This is a genomic window from Pseudoxanthomonas suwonensis, assembly GCF_000972865.1.
Lineage (GTDB): Bacteria > Pseudomonadota > Gammaproteobacteria > Xanthomonadales > Xanthomonadaceae > Pseudoxanthomonas > Pseudoxanthomonas suwonensis_B.
The window spans coordinates 1950728-1965361 of record NZ_CP011144.1 but is presented as its reverse complement, the minus strand read 5'-3'; the positions used below and the strand labels follow the sequence as shown (position 1 = coordinate 1965361).

The 14634-nt window shown below is 70.8% G+C and carries 13 protein-coding genes; 11 read left to right on the top strand and 2 right to left on the bottom strand.

All coding sequences use genetic code 11. The features are described from left to right. The first annotated feature begins 48 nt into the window (after positions 1 to 48). The 6 genes from WQ53_RS08220 to WQ53_RS08195 all read left to right on the top strand — a co-directional run bounded on the left by WQ53_RS08220 (position 49) and on the right by WQ53_RS08195 (position 4263). Positions 49 to 858, top strand: a complete 810-nt coding sequence (locus tag WQ53_RS08220; protein ID WP_052631722.1) for an ABC transporter ATP-binding protein — start codon at positions 49 to 51, stop codon at positions 856 to 858. Further along, a complete protein-coding gene (locus WQ53_RS08215) occupies positions 858 to 1607 on the top strand; it encodes an MlaE family lipid ABC transporter permease subunit (RefSeq protein ID WP_052631721.1) in 750 nt (249 codons plus the stop codon). The genes WQ53_RS08220 and WQ53_RS08215 overlap by 1 nt, the downstream gene beginning before the upstream one ends. A gap of 158 nt (positions 1608 to 1765) precedes the next feature. Next, positions 1766 to 2281, top strand: a complete 516-nt coding sequence (gene mlaD, locus WQ53_RS08210) for an outer membrane lipid asymmetry maintenance protein MlaD (protein ID WP_052631720.1) — start codon at positions 1766 to 1768, stop codon at positions 2279 to 2281. Next, positions 2278 to 2919, top strand: coding sequence for an MlaC/ttg2D family ABC transporter substrate-binding protein (locus WQ53_RS08205; RefSeq protein WP_052631719.1), 642 nt, complete (start codon positions 2278 to 2280; stop codon positions 2917 to 2919). Before mlaD ends, WQ53_RS08205 begins: the two co-directional genes overlap by 4 nt. Then, positions 2906 to 3226, top strand: coding sequence for an STAS domain-containing protein (locus tag WQ53_RS08200; protein ID WP_052631718.1), 321 nt, complete (start codon positions 2906 to 2908; stop codon positions 3224 to 3226). Before WQ53_RS08205 ends, WQ53_RS08200 begins: the two co-directional genes overlap by 14 nt. Beyond that, complete coding sequence (locus WQ53_RS08195) at positions 3223 to 4263, top strand: MlaA family lipoprotein (protein WP_052631717.1); 1041 nt, start codon at positions 3223 to 3225, stop codon at positions 4261 to 4263. Before WQ53_RS08200 ends, WQ53_RS08195 begins: the two co-directional genes overlap by 4 nt. A 243-nt stretch (positions 4264 to 4506) precedes the next feature. Here WQ53_RS08195 and rmuC read toward each other — a convergent pair whose 3' ends face one another. Continuing rightward, complete coding sequence (gene rmuC / locus WQ53_RS08190; protein ID WP_052631716.1) at positions 4507 to 6048, bottom strand: DNA recombination protein RmuC; 1542 nt, start codon at positions 6046 to 6048, stop codon at positions 4507 to 4509. A 61-nt stretch (positions 6049 to 6109) separates the two neighbouring features. Between rmuC and WQ53_RS08185 the strand changes: the two genes are divergently transcribed. Both WQ53_RS08185 and putP read left to right on the top strand, forming a co-directional pair. After that, entirely contained in the window at positions 6110 to 6493 is a 384-nt protein-coding gene (locus WQ53_RS08185; RefSeq protein WP_052631715.1) for a DUF488 domain-containing protein, read from the top strand. 202 nt (positions 6494 to 6695) lie between these two features. Further along, positions 6696 to 8183 carry a sodium/proline symporter PutP gene (gene putP, locus WQ53_RS08180; RefSeq protein WP_052631714.1) on the top strand — a complete coding sequence of 496 codons (1488 nt, stop codon included), beginning with the start codon at positions 6696 to 6698 and terminating at the stop codon, positions 8181 to 8183. A gap of 27 nt (positions 8184 to 8210) precedes the next feature. On the opposite strand, the gene WQ53_RS08175 is transcribed toward putP, so the two are convergent. Then, positions 8211 to 9392: a class I SAM-dependent rRNA methyltransferase gene (locus tag WQ53_RS08175; RefSeq protein WP_052631713.1), complete on the bottom strand. Its 1182-nt coding sequence runs from the start codon at positions 9390 to 9392 to the stop codon at positions 8211 to 8213. A 349-nt stretch (positions 9393 to 9741) separates the two neighbouring features. On the opposite strand from WQ53_RS08175, the gene WQ53_RS08170 reads away from it, so the two are divergent. The 3 genes from WQ53_RS08170 (at position 9742) to aceK (ending at position 14592) form a co-directional block, all read left to right on the top strand. Next, positions 9742 to 11967: an NADP-dependent isocitrate dehydrogenase gene (locus WQ53_RS08170; RefSeq protein WP_052631712.1), complete on the top strand. Its 2226-nt coding sequence runs from the start codon at positions 9742 to 9744 to the stop codon at positions 11965 to 11967. 327 nt (positions 11968 to 12294) lie between these two features. Then, on the top strand, positions 12295 to 12642 hold the full coding sequence (locus WQ53_RS08165) for a YgiW/YdeI family stress tolerance OB fold protein (RefSeq protein ID WP_052631711.1): 348 nt from the start codon (positions 12295 to 12297) through the stop codon (positions 12640 to 12642). Between the two features lie 240 nt (positions 12643 to 12882). Then, positions 12883 to 14592 carry a bifunctional isocitrate dehydrogenase kinase/phosphatase gene (aceK, locus tag WQ53_RS08160; RefSeq protein WP_052631710.1) on the top strand — a complete coding sequence of 570 codons (1710 nt, stop codon included), beginning with the start codon at positions 12883 to 12885 and terminating at the stop codon, positions 14590 to 14592. Positions 14593 to 14634 lie beyond the last annotated feature (42 nt).

Below are 14634 nucleotides of genomic sequence, written 5' to 3'. Positions count from 1 at the left end.
TAGCCCGTTGTTTTTCCGAGCCTCCGTTACCCGCGCAACCTGCTCCCGATGACGTCTTCCGCCTCCACCGCCGTGCAGTTGACCGGTGTCCGCCTCGACCGTGGCGGACGCACGATCCTGCACGACCTCGACCTGGCGGTCCCGGCCGGCAGTATCACCGCCGTGCTCGGGCCCTCGGGCACCGGCAAGTCGACCCTGCTGGCGGCGGTGACCGGCGAGCTGGTGCCGGCGGCCGGCGAAGTGAGGGTGTTCGGCGAGCCGGTGCCGAGCCGCCCGCGCGAGCTGCTGGAGATGCGCAAGGGAATCGGGGTCCTGCTGCAGGGCAACGGCCTGCTCACCGACCTGAGCGTGGCCGAGAACGTGGCCCTGCCGCTGCGCGCCCACACCCGCCTGCCCGAGCCGCTGCTGCGGCGGCTGGTGGCGATGAAGCTCAATGCCGTGGGCCTGCGCGCCGCCGCCGACCTGTATCCGCGCGAGCTGTCCGGCGGCATGGCCCGGCGCGTGGCCCTGGCCCGCGCGCTGGCGCTGGACCCGCCGCTGATGCTGTACGACGAGCCGCTGACCGGGCTGGACCCGATCGCCTCGGGCGTGATCATGAGCCTGATCCGGCGCCTGTCGCGCAGCCTGGGCCTGACCAGCATCATCGTCAGCCACCACGTGCGCGAGACCCTGCCGATCGCCGACCAGGCGGTGGTGGTGGCCAACGGCGGGATCGTCTTCGACGGCACCCCGGCGCAGCTGGAGGCCAGCGAGGATCCGCTGCTGCGCCAGTTCCTGCACGGCGAGCCGGACGGGCCCATTCCCTTCGAGAGTGTTCCATCGAAGCCGGCCCCGCCGCGCCGCGAGGAGGTGGCGTGATGGCCGTGGCCGCGACCATGCAGTCGCTGGGCCGCGCCGGCCTGTTCTCGCTGTCGGTGCTGCGCGCCTCGGCGCCGACCCGCGACTTCTTCGCCGAACTGGTGCGCGAGATCTACAAGATCGGCGGCCGCTCGCTGCCGATCATCGCCGTCGGCGGCGCCTTCGTCGGCCTGGTGCTGACCCTGCAGGGCTACCGCACCCTGACCACCTTCGGCGCGGCCGACGCGCTGTCGACCCTGCTGGGCCTGTCGCTGTACCGCGAGCTGGGCCCGGTGCTGACCGCGCTGCTGTTCATCGGCCGCGCCGGCAGCTCGATCGCCGCCGAACTGGGCCTGATGCGCGCCACCGACCAGATCAAGGCGCTGGAACTGATGGCGATCGACCCGATCGCCAAGGCGGTGGCGCCGCGCTTCTGGGCGGCGGTGCTGTGCGTGCCGCTGCTGACGGTGTTCTTCTGCTCGCTGGCGATCAGCGCCAGCTGGTTCCAGGCGGTGCAGGTGCTGGGCCTGGACAACGGCACGTTCTGGTCGGCGCTGCAGGGCAGCGTGGACTTCTGGGACGACTTCGGCGTGGCGCTGCTGAAGTCGGCCGTGTTCGGCGGCACCGCGGCGCTGGTGGCGGCCTACGCGGGCTACCACGCCGAGCCGACCATCGAGGGCACCGCGGTGGCGACCACCCGCGCGGTGGTCAACGCCTCGCTGCTGGTGCTGATGCTGAACTTCGTGATGTCGGCTTTGTTGTTCCAGTGAGCACGGATCTACGTGAGCAGGGACGTCACCGTCGCCATCATGTATGCGAGTCCCTCGCAAGAGCCGGCACATCCATGTGCCGGTACTGAATAAAAGCCCGGGCTTGTCCCGACTGTTGTTGTTCTTTCGTTCAAACCGGTTCCTATAGGTAATCCCCCATGGCAATCCGTGGTCCCAGGCTCGAATTCGCGGTCGGCGCCTTCCTCGTGCTGGCGCTGGTGTCGCTGCTGGTGCTGGCGTTCGCCTCGACCAACCGCCAGTTCGGCATCGGCGGCGGCAGCTACGAGCTGAGCGCGCGCTTCTCCAACCTCGGCCAGCTGCGCCTGCAGGCGCCGGTGAAGATCGGCGGCGTGGTCGTGGGCCGGGTCGACAGGATCGAGCTGGACCCGGTGAAGTTCGACTCGGTCGTCATCCTGGCCATCGACAAGCGCTACGCCGAGCTGCCCGCCGACACTTCCGCCGGCATCTTCACCAGCGGCCTGCTCGGCGAGAGCTTCATCGGCCTGCAGCCGGGCGGCGATCCCGAGCCGCTGCAGCCGGGCGACGAGATCGCCTACACCCAGCCGGCCATCGACCTGATCCAGCTGGTCGGCAAGTACATGTTCGGCGGCGGCGCCGGTGCGCCGCCCCCGCCCCCCACGGACGACTCCCCCATGGAAGCCCCCCAGCCATGAAACCGCTGATCCTCTCCCTCGCCCTGGCCCTGCCGCTGCTGGCGGCCGCGCCCGCCGCCGTGCATGCCCAGCAGACCGCAGCGGCCGCCACGCCCGGCAAGCAGGTGGTCGACAACGGCAGCCGCATCCTGACCACGCTGCAGCAGCGCCGCGTCGAATTCCAGAAGAACCCGGCCGCGCTTCGCGACTTCATCGACGGCGAGCTGCGCAACTCCTTCGACCGCGACTACGCCGCGCGCCTGGTCCTGGGCCCGCACGGCCGCGGCGCCAGCGACGCCGACGTGAAGCTGTTCGCCGACGCGATGACCGAGAACCTGATGCAGCGCTACGGCGCGGTGCTGGTGACCATCGAGGGCAAGCCGCGGATCCGGCTGAAGTCCGAAACGCCGCTGCCGGGCAATCGCGGCGTGCGCGTGTCCACCGAACTGATCCGCGAGGGCGGCGACCCGATCCCGGTCGACTACCTGGTGCGCGACAACGGCGGCTGGAAGATCTTCGACGTGATGGTCGAGGGCGTGTCCTACGTGCAGACCTTCCGCAGCCAGTTCGACACGCCGCTGCGGCAGAAGTCCATCGCCCAGGTCGCCGCCGACCTGCGCGCCGGCACCATCCAGCCACAAGCCGATGGCGCACGCTGATCCGGCCTCCGGTCTGAAGCTCGACCGCGACGGCCCGGTGCTGCGCCTGGCCGGTCCGCTCGACCGCACCGCGGCCATCGCGCACTGGCCGGCGCTGCCGCCGCTGCTGGACGGCGTCCGGGTGCTGGACGTGTCCGGCGTGCAGCGCCTGGACAGCGCCGGGCTGGCGCTGCTGGCCGAGGCCTGCGCGCAGGTGGCCGCGCGCGGCGGTGCGCCGCAGGTCGTCGGGTCGCCGGCCGGCCTGGCCGAACTGCGCGCCGCCTACCGGCTGGACGAGGCGCTGGCGTTCGCGGACCCGTCGCCGTGACCGCGTCGCGCACGTTCCTCGCGCTGCCGTTGCTGCTGGCGCTGGCGGCCTGCGCCAGCGCGCCCAGGCCGGCGGCACCGGCCGTCCAGGAAGCGGCGATCGCCGGCACGATGGCGCCGCTCGCCGAGCCTGCCGCCAGCGAGGCGACAACTGCCTACGCCGAATTGCCCGCCCCGCCGCCGACCGAAGCGGGCGACCTGCCGCCGCCATCCGACGACGGCACCCCCGTTGCCGCACCGACCGAGGCCGAGGACGACTTCGCTGCGCTGTACGGCACGGCACCGGTCAGCGCAGACGCGGCGAACGGCGACGCGGCGGCAACCGCGCGGCCGTCGTACGATCCGTGGGAGCCGATGAACCGGAAGATCCACGCCTTCAACAACGTGGTCGACCGCGCCATCGCCCGTCCCCTGGCCAACGCCTACGTCACGGTGGTGCCGCAACAGGCGCGCCTGGGCGTGGCCAACTTCTTCGACAACCTCGGCTCGCCGCTGACCTTCGTCAACCAGGTGCTGCAGGGGCGGCCGCGCCATGCGGTGCAGACCCTGGGCCGGTTCGTGGTCAATTCCACCCTGGGCATCGGCGGCATCTTCGATCCGGCCAGCGACCTGAAGATGAAGCGGCGCAGCGAGGACTTCGGCCAGACCCTGGGCATCTGGGGCTGGCGTAGTTCGCGCTACGTCGAACTGCCGCTGTTCGGCCCGCGCACCCTGCGCGACGTGTTCGGCCTGGTCGGCGACGCACCGCTGTCGGTCAGCCGCACGGTCGAGGAGGACAAGGTGCGCATCTTCCTGCAGGGCATGCAGCTGGTGGATCGGCGTGCGGCCCTGCTGCCGTTGGATGCGATGCGCGAATCGGCCCCGGACGAGTACACGATGATCCGCGACGCCTGGCTGCAGCGGCGCACCTTCCAGATCGAGGGCGACCGCCGCCACCGGCAGATGGACGAATTCGAACTGCCGGACTACCTGCGCGACGAGGAGCGCGACCCCACCGTGCCGGCCGACGCCATGCCGCTGCCGTTGCCGGGGGTCTGAAGCCGTTACCGCCGATGCAACGAACGAAGGCCCGGGAGCGATCCCGGGCCTTCTTCCTTGTGCCGGCAAGACCCGCGCTGCATCCCACGGCACACCCTGGCGCGGATCGCCGCCAGGCTTCCCGGAAGCGCCGGCGAGCAGCGCACCGCCGCGGCCCAACCGGTCCTCTTCACTTCCACGGCACGCGCGCCATCGAGGTCATGGCGTCAGGCAATCCCGCTCGCCGGTCACGCGCCATCACGATCACTCCGATCCGTCATCCCCGGCGGGCGGAGCCGCCAGCTGCTGGACCGTGTCCGGCTGCAGCTCGGCCGGCAGCGCCCGCTTTGCCTTGCTGCCGAGTTCGGCCAGCCGGCGCGCGCGGTTGAGCGCGGACTGCGGCGAATCGACCAGCCGGTTGCGGGCGCGGCCGAAGGCCTGGCTGGCATCGTCCAGGCGCTTGCCGACGGTGTCGAACTCGGCGAGGAAGGCGCTGAGCGCGTCGAGCACGCGGCCGCCGGCCTCGCTGATCTCCAGCGCCTGCTTCTGCACCTTGTCGCGGGTCCACAACCGCTCGGTGACGCGCAGCAGCGCCATCAGCGTGTTGGGCGAGGCGAACACCACCCGCCGGTCGAACGCATAGCCCTGCAGTTCGCCGTCGGCGCCCAGCGCCGCCGACAGCGCGCCCTCGATCGGCACGAAGGCGATGGTGATGTCCAGTGCCTCGCCGCCGACCGCCTTGGGATAGTTCTTGTCGCCCAGGTCCTTGACGTGCTGGCGCAGGCCCACCGCGTGGCGGCGCAGGGCATCGTCGTGCTGCTCCGGGGTGGCGGCGTTCATCGCCTCCTGCCAGGCCAGCAGGTTGACCTTGCTGTCGACCACGACCTTGCGCTGGTCCGGGAAGTGGACCACCACGTCCGGGCGCAGCCGCTCGCCCTCGTCGTCCACCGTATGCTGCTGGCGCTGGTAGTGCACGCCTTCCTCCAGCCCGGAACCGCGCAGCACGCTGTCGAGCATCAGTTCGCCCCAGTCGCCGCGCACCCGGGCGCTGCCCTTGAGCGCGCTGGTCAGCGCCGAGGCCTGCTCGGCCATGTGCTGGTTGAGCGTCTTCAATTCGCCGACCGCGCCGAGCAGGCTGGCGCGCTCGCGCGCTTCCTCGCCGTAGACCGCGTCCACCCGCTGGCGGAACTCGCCCAGCTTGTCCGAGAACGGCTTGAGCAGGCCCTCGATGTCGGTGCGCGACTGCTGCGCGGCCTGGCGCACGTTCTTCTCGAACTGCTGGCCGCGTTCCTCGAACACCTTGCCGGCGAGTTCGGCGAATACGCCCGACAGCTTCTCCTGCGCGGTGTCCAGGTAGGCGCGCAGTTCCTGCTGCGCCTGCTGGGAGTGCTGCAGGTCGGCCATGGCGCGGGCGTGCTCGCCGTGCAGTTGCCGGTAGGACGCGTGCTGCGCCTCCAGCTCGCCCTGCAGCGCGGCGATCCGTTCCTGCACGCGCGCCAGCGCGGCTTCGCGCTCGGCCAGCAGGGTGGTTTCCCGTTCGATGCGCTGCTGCGCCGCGGTCAGCGCCTGGGCCTGGCCGCCGGCACGCTGGCGCTCGCTGTCCAGTTCCGCCTGCACGGTCTCCAGGCGGCCGCGCAACTGGCCCGCCTCCACCGCCGCCGCTTGCGCGCCGGCACGGGCAGTCTCCAGTTCGCGTGCCGTTTCCGCGTGCGCGCCCGGGCTGCGTCGCAGGAACAACGCCAGGAGAAAGGCCAGGACCGCCAGCAGCAGGCCGGCGAGCAGGTACAGCAGGGCGGTGTCGGTCATGCGGACAGTCTAGCGGCGGCGGTCTCAGCGGGCGCGACCGCGGCCGCCCACACTCCCCGCCATGGCCCGCGCCGCCCGCCACCCCATCCACCTCAAGCGCGCCTACGAGGATGCGGCGCCGTCGGACGGCCAACGCCTGCTGGTCGACGGCCTGTGGCCGCGCGGCGTCTCCAGGGACGACCTGCGGGCCGAGTCCTGGCTCAAGGCGCTGGCTCCCAGCACCGCGCTGCGCAAGTGGTTCGGCCACGACCCGGCGCGCTGGGACGACTTCCGCGAACGCTATTTCGACGAGCTGGAAGCCAACCCGGAAGCCCTGGCCCAGCTGCGCCCGTACCTGGATCGCGGCCCGGTGACCCTGCTCTACGGCGCCCGCGACGAGGAGCACAACAACGCGGTGGCGCTGCGCGACTACCTGCTGCACGGCCGCCGCCACGGCCGCGTATGACCCGCGCGGCGTACGCGCGATGCCGTCCTCCCGGCCTGCGCGCGCGCGGCGTTGCGGCGGCGCTGGCGGTGCGGCGGATTGCAGGCGCGGGCGGCGGCGCTTAGGCTGCGCCGGCCGGAGATCGCCGCCGCGGCACGTGCCACGCACCTGCCGGCCGGCCGGCTGACCGGCCTGCAGCCCTCCAGCCCCGACCAGGACCACGATGACCGCCAGCACGCCGCTGCTCGTTACCTTCGCCGCCTACCTCCTGCTCATGATCGGCATCGGCTTCATGGCCTGGCGCCGGACCCGCACCTTCGACGACTACATCCTCGGCGGGCGCTCGCTGGGCAGCTACGTCACCGCGCTGGCCGCCGGCGCCTCGGACATGAGCGGCTGGCTGATGATGGGCCTGCCGGGCGCGCTGTACCTGACCGGCGCATCGGAGGCCTGGATCGCGGTCGGCCTGATCATCGGCGCCTGGTGCAACTGGCGCTGGGTCGCCGGGCCGCTGCGCGTCTACACCGAGCGCACCCACAACGCGCTGACCCTGCCGGACTACTTCACCCACCGCTTCGAGGATGGCAGCCGCCTGCTGCGGATCCTCTCGGCGCTGGTGATCCTGGTGTTCTTCACCATCTACTGCGCCTCGGGCGTCGTCGCCGGCGCGCGGCTGTTCGAAAGCCTGCTCGGGATCCCGTACGGGCAAGCGATGTTCTGGGGCGCGGCGGTGACGATCGTCTATACGTTCGTCGGCGGCTTCCTGGCGGTGAGCTGGACCGACACCATCCAGGCCACGCTGATGATCTTCGCGCTGCTGCTGGTGCCGGTGTTCACGATCCTCGGCGCCGGCGGCCCGGCGCAGGCGCTGGTGCTGATCGAACAGGTCGACCCGTCGCGGCTGCAGTGGATCGGCGCCGGCGGCGCCATCGCCGTGGTGTCGGCCCTGGCCTGGGGGCTGGGCTACTTCGGCCAGCCGCACATCCTGGCGCGGTTCATGGCCGCCGACAGCCTGGCCACGATCCCGCGCGCGCGCCGGATCGCGATGACCTGGATGATCCTATGCCTGGCCGGCGCGGTGGCGACCGGCTTCTTCGGCATCGCCTGGTTCGCCGCCCACCCGGAGGTCGCCGGCCCGGTGAATGCCAATCCCGAGCGCGTGTTCATCGCGCTGTCGGAGCTGCTGTTCAACCCGTGGATCGCCGGCGTGCTGCTGTCGGCGATCCTGGCCGCGATCATGAGCACGCTGTCGGCGCAGCTGCTGGTGTGCTCGAGCGCGCTGACCGAGGACTTCTACCGCGGCCTGCTGCGGCCGAAGGCCTCGCATCGCGAGCTGGTGTGGTTCGGCCGCTCGATGGTGCTGGCCGTGGCGCTGCTGGCGATCTGGATCGCGCGCGATCCGGAAAGCCGCGTGCTCGGCCTGGTGGCCTACGCCTGGGCGGGGTTCGGCGCGGCGTTCGGGCCGGTCGTGCTGCTGTCGGTGTTCTGGAAGCGCATGACCCGCAACGGCGCGCTGGCCGGCGTGGTCGTCGGCGCGCTGACGGTGGTGCTGTGGAAGCACACCGGCAGCGCGCTGTACGAGATCGTGCCGGGCTTCATCGCCGCCAGCGTGGTGATCGTGGTGGTCAGCCTGCTCGGCAAGGCGCCTTCGGCGCAGCTGCAGGCCCGCCACGAGCAGGTGCGGGCCACGCTGAGCGAGCACGGTTACTGACCGCGGCCCGGCAGCGCCGGGCCCGGCTCAGTCCAGCACCCGGCAGAACACCGCCTTCAGGTAGCGCGACTCGGGCACGTTGGCCAGGAACGGGTGGTCGGCGCCGGCGCCGGCCACCTTCAGCACCTGCACCGTGCGTCCGGCGTAGAACGCGGCGCGGCGCAGCATGTCCAGGAACTGGTCCTCGGCCACCAGTCCGGTGCAGGAGAACGTGGCGAACAGCCCGCCGGGCTCGACCACGCCCAGCGCCAGCTTGTTCATGTCCAGGTACTTCTTCAGCGCGGTGATGACCTGGTCGCGGTCGCGGGTCATCTTGGCCGGGTCGAGGATCACCGCGTCGTAGCGTTCGCCGCGGTTGGCGGCGTCGCGCAGCCACGGGAAGATGTCGGCCTGCACGAACTTCGGTTTCACGCCATTGAGCTTCGCGTTGCCCTTGGCGATCTCGATCACGTCGGCATCAATGTCGATGCCGGTGACCTCGGCCGCGCCGCGCGCCGCGGCGTACACGGCGAAGCCGCCCGTGTTGCAGCACAGGTCGAGCACCCGCTTGCCGGCGATCTGTTGCGAGAACCACTGCCGGTTCTCGCGCTGGTCGGCGAAGAAGCCGGTCTTGTGCGCCCCGGCCGGATCGGCGCGGAAGCGGATGCCATGCTCGGTGATCACCGCCGGCTCGGGCGTGCCACCGCCGCTGTAGACCGGGCGGTAGTCGAAGCTCTCCTGCTTCTGCACGTGCTCGTCGGCGAAACTGTAGATGCGCGCGCCGGGGAAGTACCCGCGCAGCGCCGCGTACACCCACTCGCGGTGGCGGTACATGCCGGCGCTGAAGAACTCGACCACCAGCAGGTCGGCGTAGCGGTCCACCACCAGCCCGGACAGGCCGTCGCCCTCGGCGTGGACCACGCGCCAGGCGTTGGAGACGTCGTCCAGCTTCAGCACCTCGCGGCGCAGCGCGACCGCGGTGCCGATCTTGCGCGCGAACCAGTCCGCGTCGACCGCCACCGCCGGATCGGTCTCCAGGATGCGCAGGGCGATGCGCGAGTGGCCGTTGTAGAAACCGCGGCCGATGAACTGGCCGTCGACGTCGAACGCGTCGACGATCTCGCCCGGGCGCGGCTTCTGCGCGGGCTTGTCGACCAGTTTCTGGAAGATCCAGGGATGGCTGGAACGCCAGGCGTTCTTCAGCCGGACGGTGGGGTTGGGAGTGTTCATCGGGCAATTGTACGGGTGAGGGCCTGAAGGCCGGCGCGGCTTTGGGGGTGGCGCGGCTGGTTGCCGTACACGCCGCACGCCCCCATCCCGTCATCCCCGCCTTCGCGGGGATGACGGTGCAAAAGGTGGACGCGCCGGATCGGCGGGCGCTGGGGCACCGCGCTGTCCGGGACAGTCCCGCGCCATACCGCCCAGCACGGCCCACCGCCCGCACCGCAGCGGGCGCCGGCTGGCAAAACACGCGACAATACGGGGGTTTCGCTGCCCGGACCGCCCGCGCCCCGCGCCTGCCCTCCCGTCCGGCAACTCGCCTCCGTCCTTCGATTCCGCAAGAGAGCCCCCGCAGACCATGTCGAACACGCCGAAGATCATCTACACGCTCACCGACGAAGCCCCGTTCCTGGCGACCCAGTCGCTGCTGCCGATCGTCCAGGCTTTCGCCGGCACCGCCGGGATCGCCGTGGAGACCCGCGACATCTCGCTGGCCGGGCGCATCCTGGCCCAGTTCCCGGACTACCTGGGCGATGCGCAGAAGATCGGCGACCACCTGGCCGAGCTGGGCGAACTGGCGACCCAGCCGGAAGCCAACATCATCAAGCTGCCCAACATCAGCGCCTCGGTGCCGCAGCTGAAGGCCGCGATCAAGGAACTGCAGGCCCAGGGCTACCCGCTGCCGGACTACCCGGACGCGCCCAGGGACGAGAAGGAAAAGGACATCCAGGCCCGCTACGACCGGACCAAGGGCAGCGCGGTCAACCCGGTGCTGCGCGAGGGCAATTCCGACCGCCGCGCGCCGGCCTCGGTCAAGAACTTCGCGCGCAAGCACCCGCACCGCATGGGCCCGTGGGGCAAGGACTCCGGGTCGCACGTGGCGCACATGGACGCCGGCGACTTCTACGGCAGCGAGCAGTCGGCCACCGTCGACCAGGCCGGCAGCCTGAAGATCGAGCTGGTCCAGGCCGACGGCCGGACCGTGGTGCTGAAGGAGAAGACCGCGGTCAAGGCCGGCGAGATCGTCGACGCGGCGACCCTGAGCCGCAAGGCGCTGGCCGCGTTCGTCGCCGCGCAGATCGCCGAGGCGAAGGCGCAGGGCGTGCTGTTCTCGCTGCACCTGAAGGCGACCATGATGAAGGTCTCCGATCCGATCATGTTCGGCGTGGTCGTGTCGGAGTTCTACAAGGATGCGCTGACCAGGCACGCCGAGGTGTTGAAGTCGGTCGGCTTCTCGCCCGACAACGGCATCGGCGACCTGTACGCGCGCATCGCCTCGCTGCCGGAAGACCGGCAGGCCGCGATCAAGGCCGACGTGGAGGCCGTGTACGCGGCCGGCCCGGCGGTGGCGATGGTCAATTCGGACAAGGGCATCACCAACCTGCACGTGCCCAGCGACGTGATCGTCGACGCCTCGATGCCGGCGATGATCCGCGACTCCGGCCGCATGTGGAACGCCGACGGCAAGCTGCAGGACACCAAGGCGGTGATCCCGGACCGCTGCTACGCCGGCGTGTACCAGGCGGTTATCGAGGACTGCAAGGCGCACGGCGCGTTCGACCCGACCACCATGGGCAGCGTGCCCAACGTGGGCCTGATGGCGCAGAAGGCCGAGGAATACGGCAGCCACGACAAGACCTTCCGCATCCCGGCCGACGGCACCGTGCGCGTGACCGACGACGCCGGCGGCGTGGTGTTCGAGCATCCGGTCGAAGCGGGCGACATCTGGCGCATGTGCCAGACCAAGGACGCGCCGATCCAGGACTGGGTCAAGCTGGCCGTCACCCGCGCGCGCCTGAGCGGCACTCCGGCAGTGTTCTGGCTGGACAGCGCGCGCGCGCACGACCGCCAGGTGATCGCCAAGGTCGAGACGTACCTCAAGGACCACGACACCAGCGGCCTCGATATCCGCATCCTGGCGCCGGTGGAGGCGACCAAGTTCTCGCTGGAGCGCATCCGCCAGGGCAAGGACACCATCTCGGTGACCGGCAACGTGCTGCGCGACTACCTGACCGACCTGTTCCCGATCTTGGAGCTGGGCACCAGCGCCAAGATGCTGTCGATCGTGCCGCTGATGGCCGGCGGCGGCCTGTTCGAGACCGGCGCCGGCGGCTCGGCACCCAAGCACGTGCAGCAGTTCCTCGAGGAGGACTACCTGCGCTGGGATTCGCTGGGCGAGTTCCTGGCCCTGGCCGCCTCGCTGGAGCACCTGGCCGAGCAGACCGGCAATGCCAGCGCCGCGGTGCTGGCCGCCGCGCTGGACCAGGCCAACGGCCTGATCCTGGACAACAACCGCTCGCCGGCGCGCAAGGTCGGCGAACTGGACAACCGCGGCAGCCACTTCTACCTGGCCCTGTACTGGGCACAGGCGCTGGCCGCGCAGGACCGCGACGCGGGCCTGAAGGCCAGGTTCGCGCCGCTGGCCCGGGCGCTGTCGGAGAACGAGGCGAAGATCGTCGGTGAGCTCAACGGCGCGCAGGGCAAGCCGGTGGAGATCGGCGGCTACTACCACCCGGACCTGGCCAAGGCCGGCCCGGCGATGCGGCCGTCGCCGACGTTCAACGAGGCGTTGGCGACGCTGTAAGCCGAATCCGCCGACCCGATCGATCCGCGACGCCCGGCCACGTGCCGGGCGTCGTCCTTTCCGCCGTCGTCCTGGCGGACGCCGGGACCCAGCGACTTGTGCCTTTGCGCGACTTCAGACCTCGAAGCGAAAGACACTGGGTCCCGGCGTGACCAGCCATTCGGCTGTGATGAAGCGCTTCGCCGGGACGACGGCAGGAATACCGCGCGCCAGTACGCCAACCCCGTATTCAGGGCCCCGCCGGGCCGGCCGGCATAATCGCAGGCACCGGTCTTCCGGTTTTGCGCGGGTTCCGGCCTCCTAGACCAGCCAACAAGGGGATACGCCATGAAGAAGACGCTCGCCGTGCTCGTGTTGTGCCTCTCGACCCTGCTCGCCTCCGCCGCCATGGCCCAGTTCACCGGCCCCAGCGCGAGCGGGCGCCCCTCCACGGTGGCCGAAGCGCGCGACGTGCGCCTGGGCAGCTACGTGACCCTGACCGGCCACATCGTCAACCACCAGCGCAGCGACTACTTCACCTTCCGCGACGACACCGGCGAGATCCGCGTGGAGATCAGCTCCGGCGTCTGGGGCGGGCGCAAGGTCGGACCGGAGACCCAAGTGCGGCTGATGGGCGAAGTCGATCGCGGTCCGGCCGGCCGCTACATCTGGGTCAAGACGCTGGACGTGCTCTGACGGCGCGCAGTTGGCGCAACGATCGCCTTCCCGTCGTCCCGGCGAAGCACTTCATCACAGCCGAATGCTGGTCAAGCCGGATCCAGTGTCTTTCGCTCAACCGGTGCGCCTTCGCAGAGCAAAGTCACTGGGTCCCGGCTTCCGCCGGGACGACGTGGGCAGAGGGACTTGGCCGTATCGACCGGATATCGCACCAAAGCCCGATCGCCGCGCGCCGGACCGCTGGTTAAGATCGCGGCCATGGCCCATGCCGACGCCATCGCCGAGCAGATCCGCGACGCCTTCGACGACTACCACGCGCGCTTCGCCGCGATCAGCCGGCGCGCGCAGCGGCGCTTCGAGGCCCGCGACTGGGCCGGGGCGCGCGAGGACGCGGCCGAGCGCCTGGACCTGTACGACGCCTGCATCGACGAATGCGGCCGCCGCCTGGCCGCGCTGCTGTCGGGCCAGGCGCACGACCGCACGCTGTGGGGCGCAGTGCGCGCCGCGTATGCCGCGCTGACCGACGGGCTGATCGACGTCGAGCTGTACAAGACCTTTTACAACACCCTGACCCGGCGCTTCTTCCGCACCCGCGGCGTCGACCCGGCAATCGAGTTCCTGGCCCTGGACGTGGAGCCGACCGACGCGATCACCCGGCCGGTGGCGCGGCACAGCTACGCGGTGTCGGAGACGCGGCCGACCGAAGCGTTCATGCGGGTACTGGAGAACTACCGCTTCGACGCGCCTTACGCGCACCGCACCCGCTGCGCGGCCGCGATCGCCGTGCGCCTGCAGGACGACCTGGCGCACTGGGGCGGCAATCCGGTGCGCGGCATCGAGTTGTTGGACACGGTGTTCTACCGAGAGCGCCGCGCCTATCTGGTCGGCCGGGTGTTCGGCGAGCACCGCTTCTCGCCGTGCGTGATCGCGCTGGTCAACGGCGAGGACGGGATCCGCGCCGAGGCGGTGCTGACCCGGCGCGCCGACGTGACCCAGCTGTTTGGCGTCTCGCGCAGCTACTTCCAGGCCGACCTGCCGACGGTGGGCGACGCGGTGGTGTTCCTGCGTACGCTGCTGCCGAACAAGCCGGTGGACGAGCTGTACACCGTGCTCGGCCGCGCCAAGCAGGGCAAGACCGAGCGCTACCGCAGCTTCTTCCGCTACTTCCAGGCACATCCGGCCGAGCGGCTGGTGCGCGCCGAGGGCACGCCGGGCATGGTCATGGCGGTGTTCACCCTGCCGGGCCAGCCGCTGGTGTTCAAGGTGATCCGCGACCGCTTCGCCTGGCCCAAGACCGTCACCCGCGAGGAGGTGGAAGCGCAGTACGAGCGCGTGTTCCACCTGGACAGGATCGGCCGCCTGCTCGACGCGCAGTCGTTCCGCCACCTGCGCTTCCCGCGCGCGCGCTTCGACCCGGCGCTGCTGGCCGAGTTGCGCGACAGCTGCGCCGCCAGCCTGGACGAGGACGGCGAGGACATCGTGGTCAAGCTTTGCTATGTGCAGCGCCGTCTGCGGCCACTGGACCTGTACCTGCGCGAGCAGGCCGGCGAAGCCGTGCGCGAAGCCGCGCTGGACTACGGCCAGGCGATCGTCGACCTGGCCCGCAACGATATCTTCCCGGGCGACATGCTGCTGAAGAACTTCGGCGTCTCCCGCCATCGCCGGGTGGTGTTCTACGACTACGACGAGATCCGCGCGGTCGGCGAGCTGCACTTCCGCGAGTGGCCGCAGGCGACGACCTACGAGGAGCAGGTCGCCGGCGAGCCGTGGTTCCACGTCGCCCCGGGCGACGTCTTTCCCGAGCGCTTCCCGATGTTCATGGGCCTGCCGGCGCCGCTGGCGGCCGCGCTGAAGACCGTGCACGGGCAGCTGTTTCGGCCGCAGTGGTGGTGGCAGCTGCAGGCGCAGCTGCGCAGCGGCGACTGGCCGGACACGCCGCCGTATCCGGAAGCGCTCAAGCTGGCCTGATCGCCTCCGTTGCAGAAACGTGGTCATGCCGGCGACACGCCA